This window comes from Paenibacillus pasadenensis (assembly GCF_002864175.1).
Taxonomy (GTDB): domain Bacteria; phylum Bacillota; class Bacilli; order Paenibacillales; family Paenibacillaceae; genus Paenibacillus_O; species Paenibacillus_O pasadenensis.
This window is the reverse complement of sequence record NZ_NFEZ01000004.1, coordinates 2,506,835-2,522,240: the sequence shown is the minus strand read 5'-3', so window position 1 is coordinate 2,522,240 and position 15,406 is coordinate 2,506,835. Positions and strand designations below refer to the sequence as shown.

The window sequence follows — 15,406 nt, the reverse complement described above, 5'->3', positions numbered from 1 at the left end:
GCTCCGCAAGCAGCAAAAAAGGATGCCCCTCGGCCGCTATCAGCGGCGCGGAGGGACATCCTTTTTGTCGCGCGGAATCGCGCCTGCGGGCAGCGCCGCTCGGGTAGGCAGGGGGATCAGCCCGCCTCGCCGAGCAGCTCCTGAAGCTGCCGCTCCAGCGCGCGCAGCGAGTCGAGGCTGCCGCCGTCCCGCATCGAGCCGATGCGGCCGTCCAGCTCCCGTTGGAACGAAAGGCCCAGCGCGTCGGCCGCCGCGGCGAGCCCGGCTTCGAGGGCGGTCCGGTAATGGGCGAGCCAGTCCGCCGCCGCATGATCCATCCACGCCCGGATTTCCGGAGCGATTGTCTCCTCCAGCTCCTCCCGCAGCGCTTTTTTGCCCTCTCCCTCGAAGAAGGAGCGCGGGCTGCGGAACAGGCTGTACAGCCGCTTCGCCTGCACGCCGGCGGACTGCCATGGCGCCGGCTCCGGCGGAGCGGCGAACGCAGCCGCTTCCCAAGGCGCCGGCTGGAAGCCCGGCAGCAGCTCGGCCAGCCTCGCGGCCGCCGCTTCGGCGCGGACGCGGATAAGCGCGCCGGAGGCCGTTTCGAGCCGCAGCGTCGTCGCCAGCAGCTCCTGGCTCAGCTCCAGCTGAAGCAGCCGCTGCAGCTCGAGCCATGACGTCCAGACGGCCCGCCGCAGGTCGCGTCCGTCGTCCTGCAGGCTCGACGGGTTGAAGGCATAGTTGAAGAAGTCGCCGAAGCCGTAGCGGATCCGCTGCTGGATGTAGTGGAACAGCTCCTGCAGCTCCTTCTCCAGCTCGGCGGCAGGCGGCGCCTCGGCGATGACGGCAGCGGCGTCCGCCCCGGCGGCGCGCAGCCCCTCGAGACGGGCGCGCTCATGCCGCCGCGTATCAGCGTCGCCTTCGGCCGCTTCGATCCAGCCGCGGATCGTATGCGCGGCACGCTCGAGCTCGCCGTCCGCCGCCTGCACGGCCAGCCGGCCGAGCTCGCCGCGCGTGAAGTCGAGGAAGCTTTGCTCGAACGCCGGGATGCCCGACGCCGCGAGCGCCGCCTCGTCGCCGTGCTTCCCTTTCAGCCCGAGCAGGCTCGATACCGGGAACAGCCGCGGGAAGCGGATGCCGTGCTGCAGCAGATTCGATTCGACATGCTTCAGCACGTCTCCCAGCTCCTCCGGCGAGGCCGCCAGGTCGGCGGCATTGACGAGGAAGAACATCTTGTCGAGCTCGAACTGGTCCTTCACCCGCCCCAGCTGCATGAGGAATTGCCGGTCCGCCTGCGAGAACGCATGGTTGTAATAGGTGACGAACAGAATCGCGTCGGCGTTCTTGATGTAGTTGAAGGCGACTCCGGTATGGCGGGCGTTCACCGAATCCGCGCCAGGCGTATCGACGAGCACGATGCCCTGGTCGGTCAGCGGCGAGCTGTAGAACAGCTCGATCTCGCGCACGAAGCAGGAGCGGCTTTCCTCCGCGACGTAGCGGCGGTAGTCCTCCTCGCCGACGCGCAGCACCTCGCCGAGCTGCGGCGACAGCTCGCTCCAGCCGGCCGCCGCCGCCTTGAGGAAGCTGTAATGCGGCCGCCCGGCGGCATGGATGCCGTCCGGACGCAGCGCGGCGATCCGCTTCAGCAGCTCCGCCTCGGCGGCGCCGGAGGCGTCCTCGCCGAGCAGCGACAGCGAAAAGCGCAGATCGTCCAGCATCGCCTCGCGGGCTTTCATGCTGACGCGGGCCGTGCCGTGAGGCTGCTCCTCCGTCGGCGCAAGGATGCGGTTGATCGCCGCCGTTGTCGGATTCGGCGACACGGGCAGCGCCCGCTCGCCGATGAGCGCGTTGGCGAGCGACGACTTGCCCGCGCTGAACGCGCCGAACAGCGACATCGTGAGGCCCCGAGGCGCATGGCGGGCGCGCGCATCGCCGGGGCTCAAGCGCGCCAGCGCCGGCTCCGGCGCGAGCAGCTCCGCCGCGGCGCGCAGGCGCGCGGCGGCCCGCGCGCGGCGCGCGCCTCGTGCGGCTTCGCCGGGCGGCGCGGCGGCGCGCCTGCCGGCAGCCCAGGGGCGGCTTCGCGAGGCCGAGGGCTCGGGCTGCCGGTGCGCTCCGGCCGCTGCCGGCTGCGGCGGCGCGCTTGCGGCGCAGAGCGCCGGCGCGCCGGCTCGCCGGCACAGCAGCGCCGCGCGCGCGCTCGCTGCGCGCGGCCGCCTCGCCGAGGCGGGAGGCCCGCGAGCGCGCGGATTGGCCGCCGAGGCCGGGCTAGCCGGCGGCGCGCTGCGGCGGCGGCGGCATAGCGGGCCGCCGCCGCAGCGCGCCGCCCCCAAGAGGCGCCGCGCTTCAGCTGCGCCTTGATCTGCGCGGCGGCGTCGCGGCAGTACACGATCGTGTACTCGCCGCCGAACACCGCGCCGCTGCTGACGCGCTCCGCCAGCCAGGCGGCGTCCGGCCGCCAGGCGAGCGCCGCCTCGAGTCCGCTTTCCCACGACTGCCGCTCCGGCCCCTGCAGCCCCTCGCGGTCCGCCGCCTTGCGCAGCAGGTCGGCCAGATGCCAGGCGGCCTCCGCCTGCACCTGCCGGCCAAGCTCCTCCTCGAACGCCGCCGCGCGCCGCTCCTGCTCGGCCGCCGTCTTGGAGGCGGCGAACAGCAGGCCCGTCTTGAAGCCCGGCTTGCGGCTCTCCAAAAACGACGCGGCGATGTCCCGGGTCGCGGCCGGCATCAGGTTGGCGTTGTCGAGAATTTTGCCGATCTCCGCCTGCAGCGACGCTTCCAGCGCCTGCGGTCCGGACTCGGCGCCGCCTGCGGCCTGCTCCAGCTCCCGCATCGCCGCCTGCAGTCCGGCCCGTTCCTCCTCCGGCCCGGCCTCGAGCTCCAGCCGCTCCCGCTGCGGCTCCTCCGCTTCGAGCCGATGCTTCAGCCAGCTGCGGGCGAGATGGCGGAGCGAGGCGTGCACGCTCCCGACGGCCAGCTCCGAGCGCAGCCCCTCCAGCTCGCCAAGCAGCTTCTTGAGCTCCTCGAACTGGCTCTGCGGATGCTCCGGCTCGCGCAAGGACAGGTAGAGCGTGCCGGCCGGCTCCAGATGCCAGCTGCGGAACGCCTCCTCCACGCTGCGCTTGTACTCCGCGAACGGCAGCTCCTCCTCGCGATGCTTGTCGATCTGGTTGACGATCAGATAGAGCGGCTTGCCCCAGTCCTTGAGCCCTTTGGCGAACTCGAAGTTGATCTCCGACTGGACATGATTGTAGTCCATCACGTAAAAGACGACATCCGCCAGATGCAGCGCCGACTCCGTCGCCATCCGGTGGGCGTCGTCCGTCGAGTCGATGCCCGGCGTGTCAAGCAGCGTCGTCTGCCGGCCGAAGCCGCTCGCCGGATAGGTCAGTTCGACGCTGCGGAAAACCTCTCCGTTTTTGCAATAGTCCTCCAGCCGCAGCGGATCGGCCTCGATCGTCCGCTCTTCCCCGTCCACGACCGCGTGGATGACCGCCCTCGCCGGTTCCCCCGACGCGATCGTCACGACGTTGGCGCTGGTCGGAATCGGACTCGACGGCAGCAGCCGCACGCCGCACAGCGCATTGACGAGCGTCGACTTGCCAGCCGAGAAATGGCCGCAAAACGCTGCCGACAGCCGGCCGGCCTCCAGCTTCTCCTCCAGCTGGCGGGCTCTTCCCGCCAGCTCCTTCTCGCCTTGCTCGGCAAGCAGGACGGCCAGCCGCTCCGCCGAATAGCCGAGCCGCTCCGCCTCCTCCTGTCCGCTGGACATCGTTGCTGTTTCCCCTTGAGCCATGTCGCCATTCTCCTCTCCGCTTCGCCCGCCGGATCTCTCTGATCAAAAAGGTCAAAAAAGCGCAAAACAGCCGTCCCCGGGCGGCAGGGACGGCTGATGCTGCAATCGAATCGCCTTGCTCTGCGGCAGGCGCCGGCGCCGGTTTAAACGGCCGGCGCCTCCTCATCCTCATCCGTCGGGATGCAGATCTCGAACACATTGCCGTGCTGCAGGATCGTGATGCCGCGCTGCTTCTCGCGCATGACGACGACCTCCGGCTTCTGGCGCATGCGCTCCAGGTATTGGGCCGGCAGATCGCCGGAGCCGCTTACCGTCACGCCTTCGACGACGAGATCCTCGTTTTCTCCCGGAGGAGCTTCCATCACCTGCTCGTAAATATCGGAGAACAGACCGAAGTCATTCGTGAATACGCTGATGCATTTCATTGTTCATCATCCTTCGCTTAAAGGTTGGAAGCCTCGCGCCTGGCGGCGGCTCCCTTCTTGGATCTAGGTTTGGCGGCGGGGACCGCCTTCATGCGCCGCTGGCCTTCCTTGCACAGCCCGATGAGCGGACAGATGTCGCATTTGGGCTGCTGGGCCTTGCAGTGGTAGCGCCCGAAAAAGATGAAGCGATGATGGGTCAGCGTCCATTCATCCCGGGGGACGCGGCGCATCAGCTTCTTTTCGACCTCGAGCACGGAATCGTCAGGCTTCGCCAGCCCGAGCCGCTTGGACACCCGCTCCACATGCGTATCCACCGCGATCGCCGGGACGCCAAACGCGTTGCTGACGACGACGTTGGCCGTCTTGCGCCCGACGCCGGGCAGCTCCGTCAGTTCCTCATGCGTGCGCGGGACGTCGCCGTCATGCCGATCCAGCAGGATCCGGCACAGCTTCTGGATGTTCGCGGCCTTCGTGCGGAACAGGCCGATGCGACGGATGTCCTGCTCGAGCTCGGCCAGCTCGACCTTCAGGTAATCCTCCGGGGAACGGTATTTTCGGAACAGATCCGCCGTCACGCGGTTCACCGTCTCGTCCGTGCACTGCGCGGACAGCAGCACCGCGATCGTCAGCTCGAACGCGTTTCCGTGGTTCAGCTCGCAATGCGCGTCCGGAAACAGCTCGGCCATCGTGTCGAGAATGAACCGGATTTTATCGGAAGCTTTCATTGGAACGCTCTCTCCCTAGTTGCACTATCGTTCAAAGTGTACCGAATCTGCCCGTCCGGCGCAACCGAAAAAGGCTGTCCGCGCAAAAAAAGAAGCGCCTCGCGGCGCTTTGTTGCGAAAATCTTCGTTTTTCAGCCTTTGACGACCTCCAGCAGCTTGCCTCCGAACACGTACAGCGTGACGGCATCGCCATCGGTCAGCGAAGCGATCGCGATCGCTTGCCCGTTCCAGCTGGCCGCCGCGCCTTCGGCGAGCGTGAAGCGATAGCTGTTGTCGGTAAGCGAGCTGCGCTTCACGAGCAGCTGGCCGTTCTCCATTTTCCAGAACGTCTTCTTGACGCCGGCGTTCGCTTCGATGACGACGGCTCCATCGGCGTTTTTGCGCGTCTCCACGCGGTCGCCGACAGCCAGCGTCGACACGCTGCCGCTCGCCGCTCCGTTCTTGACGATGCTGTAGCCGCTGCCGAGCTCGATCGTGCGCGCCGAGCCGCCGTACTCCTGCACGGTGACGGAGCTGGCACCGATCTGCGTGACGACGCCGTAGCGGACCGTCACGAGCGTCAGCGACGATGGCGTCTGACCCGCATAAGTGACGTTCACCGTAGCTCCCGCCGCAAGCGAGGCGAACGGAACGGTCGCGCCGTCGTCGCCGCGCAGCGGCAGGCTGCCCGCGCTGAGGGCGATGCCGCTGCCGGAAGCCGGCTGCAGGCCGAGGATCTTGTTGGCCGCATCGACCGACGAGATTTTGTACTGCACGCCCTGATGGACGCGCAGGCTCGTCGCCTTGGCCTGATTCGTATCGAGGCCGGCCGTCACGCGCATTCCGACCTTGACGTCGGCAATCGTCGCGCCGCTCTTGCCGTACCAATCGACGGAGAGCGCGTCGAACGGCAGCGTCGCCGACGTGCCGTCGTCAAGCGACAGCGCCAGCGTCTTGGTCGCCGTATTGAGCAAGCCGATCGTGCCCGTGTATTGATACACGAAGCGGATCAGCACGGCGTCGCTGCCGGAATAGCCGACCGTCACGCGCTGGCCCTGGCGCAGCATGCCCGCCGCCGTCGACAGCGGCACGTTCGTGCCGTTCAGCTCGACCCGCGTCTTGTCGGTCACCTGGAGCGCCGCGAGCTTGCCGTTCGTGCCCTTGACGGTGAGAGCCTTCTGCTCGGCGCTGTAGCTGAGCACCTCGGCTCCGGTCAGCGTCGTCAGCGAGCGGTTCTTGACCGTGATCGAGGTGATCTTGCCGGCGGCGTCGAGCGCGAGCTCCAGCTGGTCGTCCTTGTACAGGTCGCCGAGCACCGGCTGCTCGATGCCGGGTATCGTCAACGTCACGTTGTCCGCAAGCTTGCTCGTCTGGGCTTTTCCGGCAACCTCGTAAATCAGGTACTCTCCCGTATAGGCGCTGAACGTGCCGCTCGCGCTCCGCACCGTCGTATCCGTCACCTTCACCGACACGACCTGGCTGTCCTTGACGGAATAGCTGACCGTATCGCCCGCCTTCAGTCCGGCAAGGCCGCCCTCCAGCGCGCGGCCGTCCCAGCCGAGCACGACGAGTCCCGCCGCTGCCGGCCACGTCTCGTCGGCGCCGGACGCCGTCTTGACCGTCAGCATGCCGTTCGCCGAGGCGGCGACGGTGCCGGCGCCTTCCTTGGTCACCGGAGCCGACTTGACGACGATCTCGAGCGCGCCCGGCTTGTCGCGGAACGTATCCGTCTTGACGATGACCTGGCTGTCCGTCTTGAGATCGGCGAGCTCCAGCTTCGCGCCCTCCTGCGACTTGATCGCAAGCGACGAGTCGTAGGAAACGCCGATCATGTTCTGTCCATCCCAGAGCCATACCGTATTCTGGCCGGGAGCGATCTGCTTGATCGTGCCCTCGGTCGACTTCACCTGCTGCTCCGTGTCGGTCTGCTCCACATAAAGCGCGTCCGTGCCTCCGCCGAGCACCTGCACATGCGTGTACAGCTGCAGCTCGGAGCCGGACTTCAGCGCCGTCTCGCTGTCGAAGCGGTAGAAGCGGACATCCGCGGCGAGGTTGAACGTGCGGAAGCCTTCATCGGTATAGACGGTAGCCGTCGTGCCGCTGAGCGCCGTGAGCACGCCCTCCGTCTCGCCCGGGTAAGAGACCGGCGCGAGCGTCTGCGCGCGGCTGAACAGCGTCGCCGCCGAAGCCCGGTTGACGGCGGAGACCGGATCGAACTTCTCCGCCGTCACGCCTTTGACGAGTCCGAGCGAGACGCCTGCATTGACATACCCGGCATAACCCGCGCCGATGGAGGCGGCGTCCTGGAAGCCGGAGCTTTTGGAGGCCAGCTCCTGAGCGAGCTGCTGCTTGCCTGCGGCGCGCACGATCAGCTTCGTGATCCATTCGCGCGATGCGGCGGAAGCGCCCCATTCCTGCTTCGGCTGCGATTCGGCCAGCTTGAACTCCTCTTCCTGGCTGAGCAGGCCCAGCTTCATTGCCAGCACGACGTACGGCTTGTAGTAGTTGTTCACTTGGAACGTATCGGGGAAGACGACGGCCTGCGAGGCGTCGATCTCCTTTTCCTTGCCCATGAAGCGGAGCGCCATGACGACGGCTTCCTGGCGGCTCACCGACGCCGAAGGGCGGAATTGCCCTTGGTTGCCGACGATGATGCCCTGCAGGGCCAGCTTCATGATGCTGCGCTCCGCCCAATGTCCGGCTTTGACGTCGGCGAAGAAGGATCCGGCCGCTGCGGCCGCTGTCGTCCCCCCGGACACGGAAGAAGCCGCTGCATGAGCAGCGGCAGGTCCTCCAGCCAGGAGGGAGAGGGCGATCATGCCCGTGGCGAAACGATAGGCTTTTGTACTTAATGGCATCTGTTCCGGCTCTCCCCTATGAATGGAATGAAATAGATCTGGTTATCGGCGGCCTTCGTACGAAGCGCGCTTGATCGGATGCTCCAGCTCGACGTGGCCCATCAGGCTCTCGACCGCCTCGCCGTCCACCGTCACGTCGAGCGACTCGATTTCGGGAAACTGGAACGCCGTGCGCGCCAGCGAGTCGATGGCAAGCTGCTCGCCCGACCCGCCCAAGCGCGCATCGTCCGGCAAGGTCAAGTCGACCTGCGCCGCCCCGTCCTTGAGCTGCACGGAACGGAACTCCACGCCTTGCCATAAGGACAGATAGCCGTCGCGGTCCGCTCCGGCCAGCGCCTCGAGCGCGGCAGCGAGCTTGTCGGCATCGCTCTTGTAAGAAATTTCAGCATCGAATGCCTTGAGCTCCAGCAGCTCCGAATCGGTTTGATAAATCTGGATCGTCGCCTTTTGCAGCTGCGCCTCCGCTCCGCTCCCGGCGGAAGCTCCGTCGCCGGAGCCTTCGGCCGTCTGCGGCGACGGCGACAAGGAAGGAGCCGCCGTCGCGGCAGGAGACGGAGACGGCGATGGGCTGGACGCTCCCGCCCCGCCCTCCGGCGCTTTGGCGCCGCAGCCTGCAAGCGCGGCCGTAACGGCGGCGGCGGCCAGCAGCGCCGCCAGCTTGAATCTAGGCTGCTTCATGGCTCTGTCGCCTCCTTACAGCTTTAAATATTCCTTGATTCCTGCCACGAGCGCTTGCGCGATCTCGTTCTGCTTCTTCTCGTCGAACAGGATCGCTTCGTCCTTGGCGTTCGTGAGGAAGCCGGATTCCGTCAGCACTGCCGGCATCGTCGTTTGCTTGATGACGACAAAGCCCGCCGTCTGCACCTTGCGGTCCGGAAGTCCGGTCGCGCCGAGCAGATGCTTCTGGATGATGTCAGCGAGCGTCTTGCTGTCCGCCCGATTATAGAAGGTTTCGGTCCCCGAAGCCGAGGAGCCTTTGAGCGCGTTCGCGTGAATCGAGATGAACACGTCCGCTTTGAGCCTGTTGGCGATTGCCGCCCGCTCTTCCAGAGCGATGAAGGTATCGTCCGAGCGCGTCAGGATCGGCTCGATGCGAGCCTCCTTCTTGAGCAGCTCGTTCACCTTGAGGGCGATGGCCAGGTTGTACGCCTTCTCCGTCTTGCCGCTGATGCCGATCGCGCCCGGATCGTGGGCGCCGTGTCCGGCGTCGATGACGACCTTGAAGATCTTGTCGCCCGACGGCGTCGTCGGAATTGGAGGCACCGGCTCGGTCGAGCCGAGGACGCTCAGCTGCACGAGGCCCTCGGACTTGGTGAGCGTATACTGCGCCGCCGCCGTCAGATCCCATACGATCCGGACCGTCGAAGGCTTGTCCGAATAATGGGAGAAGCGAATCTTGCTCACCAGAGGGTTGTCCGTGACGATCTCGCCCATCTTGGCCGTCGTCGCCGTGAAGCCCGGGGCGAAGGCGTCCGCGAACGCCGATGCCGGAATGTCCAGCACGAGCCGGTCCGGTCCGGTCAGCACCTGCGGCTCGCCTACCGTCGCGATGCCTTGGTAGGCGATGCTCGTCGTGCCGATGCCGTCGTACTGGATGGAGGTGACGAGCGCCTGCGCGTCGGACGGCACCGTGCCGCCGCCATTGCCGCCGCCCGGCTCCGTGCCGCCCTGGCCGGGATCCGGCTGGCTGCCGGTTCCGCCTGTTCCGGGCTGGCTTCCGCCGCCGTCCGTGCCCGGGTTTTCGGGCTCCTGCACGGCCGGCTGGAACAGATACACCGACTTGGCAGGCGCGTCGTAGTACACCTCCAAGCCCATGTTCTCGCTCACGAAGCGCAGCGGCACCATCGTCGTGCTGGCCGCTCCGCTGCCGACAATTTTCGCCGGCGTCGGCAGAGCGACCTTCGAGCCGTTGACGACGGCGGACTTGCTGCCGACGACGAGCTCGATGAGGCTGTCTCCGTTATGTATGACTGCCTTTTTTGCCGCCTTGTCCCACGTCACGTCAAAGCCCATCCCCTCGGCTACCGTGCGGATCGGAATGAACGTCGTGCTCTGGTCGATCCGGGGCGCCGATGCCGACTGAAGCTCCAGGCCGTTCAGGAACAGCTTGGGAGCCTTGCTCGCCGCGGAAGTGGCCGAAGCGAACATGGTTAACGCTGCTACGAGAAACACCAGCATCAGAACTGCTTTTTTCATCATTCACCTCGAAAAACGGATTCACCCGCCTTGCCTGTCCGGCGGCAGTGGACGTTGGCAAAGTCAGGCAAAAGGTTAGACGCGAAGCGTCCCGAAAAGTTGCGAAAAAAAGGGAACCGTGGCAACTTTTTTGCGTATAGGCGAGGTTGCCGCTTCGCAGGCCGCGCCGCTCCGGCAAATGACCGCTCGACGAATGCTGACGCCGCGACAGATCGTCTTTGCTTCGCTGGCTGCAGATCGAGTTGCTCGGTTTTTCCGCACAACTCTAACAGTTCGCTCCTCTTCTGACCCAGTTACTCGGTTTTTCCGCGCAACTCCGACCGCTCGCTCCTCTTCTGACCCCAGTTACTCGGTTTTTCCGCACAACTCTGACCGTTCGCTCCTCTTCTGACCCAGTTACTCGGTTTTTCCGCGCAACTCCGACCGCTCGCTCCTCTTCGGACCCCAGTTACTCGGTTTTTCCGCGTAACTCCGACCGTCCGTTCCTCTTCGAACCCCAGTTACTCGGTTTTTCCGCGTAACTCCGACCGTTCGCTCCTCTTCTGACCCCAGTTGCTCGGTTTTTCCGCTCAGTTCTCTCTCTGATCCGCCTCCCGCGCATACGAGTAACTCGATTTTCTCGACTTAATGCCTCGGCTTCGTGCCTCCAACCACCCGCTAACTCGATTTTTTCGACTTAATGCCTCGGCTTCGTGCCTCCAACCACCCGCTTACTCGATTTTTTCGACTTAACGCCCCGGCTTCGTGCCTCCAACCACCCGCTAACTCGATTTTTTCGACTTAATGTCCCGGCTTCGTGCGAGCGGTGCGGACCTGTCCAAACCCGGTGAGACCGGCGTGGCGCGCATGGTAATCGTCTCCCAGGGATACGGGAGCGCATAAGGCCCCTGTCTTCGGTTTTACGGAGCGTGCAGGTCAATCAGCTCCCGGTGCGTAAGATTGTCGTTCCCGGTGACACGGGAGCGCTCAACCCTGCCGTCTCCCGAGAATGCGGGAGACGCGCCCCTCCCCCAAAAAAAGGGGGAGAGGCGAAGCTGATGGACAAGGCAGAGCGAAGCGAGACGATGCCTTTCGGAGAAGCGGCAGCGGTCCTCTTGGAAGACGGATGGCCTCCGCCTAGGAGGTCAAAAAATCAGGGCATCCGGCTTCCAGTGGAATCGGAGAAAGGCTCGGCTCGCGCAGCGGTTCGCCTGTCCATGGCCCGCTTTCCGGCTCACAGCCGAGAAAGGCTCGGCCCACGCAGCGGGCTTCTTGTCCATTAATCTGTCGGCTCACGGCCGCCCTCTCCCCCACGCCGAAAAATAAAAACCCGCCTGCGGACTCCGCAGACGGGCAAGCAAACTTTTTACGCGAAAGCGCCCTGACGACGCTCCTCATACGCGGAAATCTCATCCGCATGCTTCAGCGTCAGGCCGATGTCGTCCAGCCCTTGAAGCAGGAACTGGCGGCGATGCTCGTCGAGCTCGAACTCGATGCGCAGGCCGTGCGCGTCGGTCAGCAGCTTGTTTTCCAGATCGACGCTCAGCTCGTAGCCCTCATGCGCGGCGGTGCGCTGGAACAGGTCCTCGACCTGCTCCTCGCTCAGCTTGATCGGCAGGATGCCGTTCTTGAAGCAGTTGTTGTAGAAGATATCCGCGTACGACGGCGCGATGACGACCTTGTAGCCGTAGTCGAGAATCGCCCACGGCGCGTGCTCGCGGGAGGAGCCGCAGCCGAAGTTGGCGCGCGAGATCAGCACGGATGCGCCTTGATAGCGCGGCTTGTTGGGCTCGAAGTTCGGGTTGACGTTGCCCTCTTCGTCGAAGCGCCACTCGAAGAACAGGAACTGGCCGAAGCCGCTGCGCTCGATGCGCTTGAGGAACTGCTTGGGAATGATGGCGTCCGTATCGACGTTGACCCGGTCGACGGGGGCGACGATGCCCGTATGCTTCACGAATGGTTCCATGATCGGTGAAACTCCCCTCTGTATGAAACGGCCTGAGCCGCTGGTATTTATTAGTTCGCTACCGCTTGCTTGATCTTCCAGTCGCGCACGTCCGTGAAGCGGCCCTCGATCGCAGCCGCCGCGGCCATCGCCGGGGAGACGAGATGCGTGCGGCCGCCGCGGCCCTGACGTCCCTCGAAGTTGCGGTTGGACGTAGAGGCGCAGCGCTGGCCCGGCTGCAGCACGTCGGGGTTCATCGCGAGGCACATGGAGCAGCCCGCCTCGCGCCATTCGAAGCCAGCCTCGACGAACACCTTGTCGAGCCCTTCCTTCTCGGCCTGCATCTTGACGCGTCCGGAGCCCGGCACGACGATCGCGGTGACGCGGTCGCTCACCTTATAGCCGCGGGCGATCTCGGCGGCGGCGCGCAGGTCCTCGATGCGGCCGTTCGTGCAGGAGCCGATGAACACGTAGTCGATCGGAATCTCGGCCATCGGCGTGCCCGGCTTCAGATCCATGTATTCCAGCGCCTTCTCGGCCGCCTTGCGCTCGTTCTCCGTCGGCAGGTCGGACGGGTTCGGCACGGCAGCCGTAATGTCGGTGCCCATGCCGGGGCTCGTGCCCCAGGTTACTTGCGGAATCAGGCTGTCGACGTCGAACTCCAGCACGGTGTCGTACTCGGCGCCCTCATCGGTCGTCAGCTGGCGCCATGCCTCGATCGCGGCGTCGAAGTCGGCTCCCTGCGGCGCGTACTCGCGGCCGCGCAGGTACTCGAACGTCGTCTCGTCCGGAGCGATCAGGCCGGCGCGCGCGCCGCCCTCGATGCTCATGTTGCAGACGGTCATGCGCTCCTCCATCGTGAGCGACGCGATCGACTCGCCCGTGTATTCCAGCACGTAGCCGGTGGCGAAGTCGGTGCCGTACTTGGCGATCAGGCCGAGGATCATGTCCTTGGCGGTGACGCCGGGCTTGCGGCTGCCCTTGAAGCGGATCGCCATCGTCCGCGGCTTGGACTGCTGCAGGCACTGGGTGGCGAGCACATGCTCCACCTCGCTCGTGCCGATGCCGAACGCCAGCGCGCCGAACGCGCCGTGCGTGCTCGTGTGGCTGTCGCCGCAGACGATCGTCTTGCCCGGCCAGGTGAGGCCGATCTCAGGCCCCATGACGTGCACGACGCCCTGGTCGATGTTGTTGAGATCGAACAGCTTGACGCCGAAGTCGGCGCAGTTCTGCGTGAGCGTGTCGACCTGCTGCTTGGAGATCGGGTCCTTAATGTTGAAGCGGTCCTTGGTCGGAACGTTGTGGTCCATCGTCGCGAACGTGCGGTCCGGGCGGCGGACCTGGCGGCCGGAGAGGCGCAGTCCCTCGAACGCCTGCGGCGACGTGACCTCGTGGACGAGATGCAGGTCGATGTAGAGGATGCTCGGCTTGCCCTCTTCCGCGTGGATGACGTGATTGTCCCAGATTTTTTCGAACATCGTGCGCTTTTTCATAAGTTATCACCCCGTATGAGTATCGGTGCCGTTTGTTGATCTGCCTCCAGCATACACGCCGGCAGTTGATTGTTCCAAGATATAATATCTATAATCATTATAGGAGTCTGTTATAAATCGCCCGGCCGCGCCGAGGCGCCGAAGGAGTCGAACGATGGAACTACGCCAGCTGCATTACGTCATCCAGATCGCCAAGGAGCTGAACTTCTCGCGCGCCGCCGAGAAGCTCCATATCGCCCAGCCGTCGCTCAGCCAGCAGCTGTCCAAGCTGGAGAAGGAGATCGGCGTGCTGCTCGTCCGCCGCACGACCAACTCCGTCGAGCTCACCCATGCGGGGGAGGTGTTCGTGGACAAGGCCCAGGACATCCTCGACCGCATCGAGCAGCTCAAGACCGAGATGGAGGACATGGCCCAGATGAAAAGAGGCCGCCTCGTCATCGGCAGCCTGCCGATCACCGGCTCCCACATCCTGCCGATCGTGCTGCCGGAATTCGGCCAGCGCTTCCCCGACATCGAGCTCGTGCTCGTCGAGGATACGACGGCCAAGCTCGAGCAGCTCGCCGCCAGCGGGCAGACCGACATCAGCCTGCTGACGCTGCCGCTCATCGACTCGACGCTCGTCTACGAGCCGCTCATCCGCGAGGAGATCACGCTCGCCGTGCCGCCGAGCCATCCGCTCGCCGGCCGGACCGAGCCGATCGAGCTGGAGACGCTGCGCGAGGAGCCGTTCATCGTGCTCAAGAAAGGCCAGGGCTTCCGCAAGATCGCCCTCGACCTGTGCGCGGGCGCCGGCTTCCAGCCGCGCATCGTGTTCGAGAGCAGCAACATCGAGACGGTGCAGTCGCTCGTCGCCGCCGGCATGGGCGTCGCCTTCATCCCGCAGATGATCGCGCAGGGACGCCATACGGAGTTCACGCCGTCGTTCATTCCGCTCGCCGGCAAGCCGTCGCGCACGCTCGTCATCGCCAGCCGCAAGGGCCGCTACCTGTCCAAAGCGGCGGAAGCCTTCATCGAGACGATGAAGGCTTCCGTAAGCCGCCACTACGGCGGGCAGGACTAGAGCCCGGCCGCTGCGGCCGCGCCCTACAGCCGGTACAGCTGCGGCCTGCGGTCCTCGAAGACGGGAATGCGCGAGCGCACCTCGTCGACCAGCGACAGATCGATGTCGGCGCTGAGGATCGTCTCCTCCTCGCCCGCCTCGGCGATCACTTCGCCCCACGGGTCGATGATCATCGAGTGGCCGAAAAATTCCGTCGATCCGCTCATGCCCGTGCGGTTGCAGGCGATGACGTACATCTGGTTCTCGATCGCGCGCGCGATCAGCAGCGAGCGCCAGTGATGCAGGCGCGGCTTCGGCCATTCCGCCGGCACGAACAGAGCCTTGGCCCCGGCCAGCGCGAGCGAGCGGGCGAGCTCCGGAAAGCGGATGTCGTAGCAGATCATCATCGCCGCGTCCGCTCCTTCGAGCGGGAACAGGCCGAGGCGCGAGCCGGCCGCCAGATGCTTCTCCTCGTCCATCAGCCGGAACAGATGGATCTTCTCGTACTGTCCGGCCAGCTCTCCCTCCCGATTATAGGCGTAGGCGGCGTTGTACACCTCCTGCGCCCTCTTTTCCGCGATCGAGCCGCCTACGACATGCACGCCCGCCCCCCGGCTGAACGCCGAGAGCATGCCGCGCGTCCGCGCCCCTTCCTCGTCGGCCAGCTCGCCGATGCGTTCGAGCGCGTAGCCGGTATTCCACATCTCCGGCAGCACGATCACGTCGGGCTTGTCCGCCGCCGCGGCCGCCTCCTGCAGCCTGGCCTGCACCCGGCCGAAGTTCAGCTCCGGCTCTCCTGCGTCTATATGAAGCTGCAGCGCCGACACGCGCAGCTTGCCTCTGGTTCCGCTCATGCCTCCAACCCCTTTCCGCGCATCCGCCTTGGAATGCTTGTCTAGATGCTACTATTCTTGCCGCCTCATAGGGCGCTGTCAAGATGGACAGCTTAATAGCGAAGTTCCGGCTGCCCGAGGCAGCACGAAAGGAGATGTTTTGCC

Annotated in this window: 11 protein-coding genes; 1 reads left to right on the top strand and 10 read right to left on the bottom strand. The window is 65.5% G+C overall.

Annotated features, from left to right (window positions below):
• Positions 1 to 116: 116 nt before the first annotated feature.
• The 9 genes from B8V81_RS25000 to leuC form a co-directional block, all read right to left on the bottom strand.
• Positions 117 to 1,874 (bottom strand): dynamin family protein, encoded by a 1,758-nt coding sequence (locus B8V81_RS25000; RefSeq protein WP_146000536.1) that lies wholly within the window; start codon positions 1,872 to 1,874, stop codon positions 117 to 119.
• A gap of 44 nt (positions 1,875 to 1,918) precedes the next feature.
• Positions 1,919 to 3,769: a dynamin family protein gene (locus B8V81_RS20415; RefSeq protein WP_101809086.1), complete on the bottom strand. Its 1,851-nt coding sequence runs from the start codon at positions 3,767 to 3,769 to the stop codon at positions 1,919 to 1,921.
• Between the two features lie 143 nt (positions 3,770 to 3,912).
• Positions 3,913 to 4,194, bottom strand: a complete 282-nt coding sequence (locus B8V81_RS20410; RefSeq protein ID WP_028599689.1) for a hypothetical protein — start codon at positions 4,192 to 4,194, stop codon at positions 3,913 to 3,915.
• 17 nt (positions 4,195 to 4,211) lie between these two features.
• Positions 4,212 to 4,919 (bottom strand): endonuclease III, encoded by a 708-nt coding sequence (gene nth, locus B8V81_RS20405; RefSeq protein WP_028599690.1) that lies wholly within the window; start codon positions 4,917 to 4,919, stop codon positions 4,212 to 4,214.
• A gap of 131 nt (positions 4,920 to 5,050) precedes the next feature.
• Positions 5,051 to 7,756, bottom strand: coding sequence for an S-layer homology domain-containing protein (locus B8V81_RS20400; RefSeq protein ID WP_084137422.1), 2,706 nt, complete (start codon positions 7,754 to 7,756; stop codon positions 5,051 to 5,053).
• 42 nt (positions 7,757 to 7,798) lie between these two features.
• A complete protein-coding gene (locus B8V81_RS20395; protein WP_043111586.1) occupies positions 7,799 to 8,434 on the bottom strand; it encodes a GerMN domain-containing protein in 636 nt (211 codons plus the stop codon).
• 15 nt (positions 8,435 to 8,449) lie between these two features.
• The gene (locus B8V81_RS20390; RefSeq protein ID WP_052333416.1) at positions 8,450 to 9,904 is read right to left on the bottom strand and encodes an N-acetylmuramoyl-L-alanine amidase; all 1,455 of its coding nucleotides are present in this window, start codon (positions 9,902 to 9,904) and stop codon (positions 8,450 to 8,452) included.
• A 1,393-nt stretch (positions 9,905 to 11,297) separates the two neighbouring features.
• Positions 11,298 to 11,897 (bottom strand): 3-isopropylmalate dehydratase small subunit, encoded by a 600-nt coding sequence (leuD, locus tag B8V81_RS20385; RefSeq protein WP_028599694.1) that lies wholly within the window; start codon positions 11,895 to 11,897, stop codon positions 11,298 to 11,300.
• Positions 11,898 to 11,947: 50 nt separating this feature from the next.
• Positions 11,948 to 13,369, bottom strand: a complete 1,422-nt coding sequence (gene leuC / locus B8V81_RS20380) for a 3-isopropylmalate dehydratase large subunit (RefSeq protein WP_101809085.1) — start codon at positions 13,367 to 13,369, stop codon at positions 11,948 to 11,950.
• A gap of 154 nt (positions 13,370 to 13,523) precedes the next feature.
• Here leuC and B8V81_RS20375 point away from each other — a divergent pair, with 154 nt between their 5' ends.
• Positions 13,524 to 14,429 (top strand): LysR family transcriptional regulator, encoded by a 906-nt coding sequence (locus B8V81_RS20375; protein WP_101809084.1) that lies wholly within the window; start codon positions 13,524 to 13,526, stop codon positions 14,427 to 14,429.
• 23 nt (positions 14,430 to 14,452) lie between these two features.
• On the opposite strand, the gene B8V81_RS20370 is transcribed toward B8V81_RS20375, so the two are convergent.
• Positions 14,453 to 15,262: a carbon-nitrogen family hydrolase gene (locus tag B8V81_RS20370; protein ID WP_101809083.1), complete on the bottom strand. Its 810-nt coding sequence runs from the start codon at positions 15,260 to 15,262 to the stop codon at positions 14,453 to 14,455.
• Between the last annotated feature and the right edge of the window lie 144 nt (positions 15,263 to 15,406).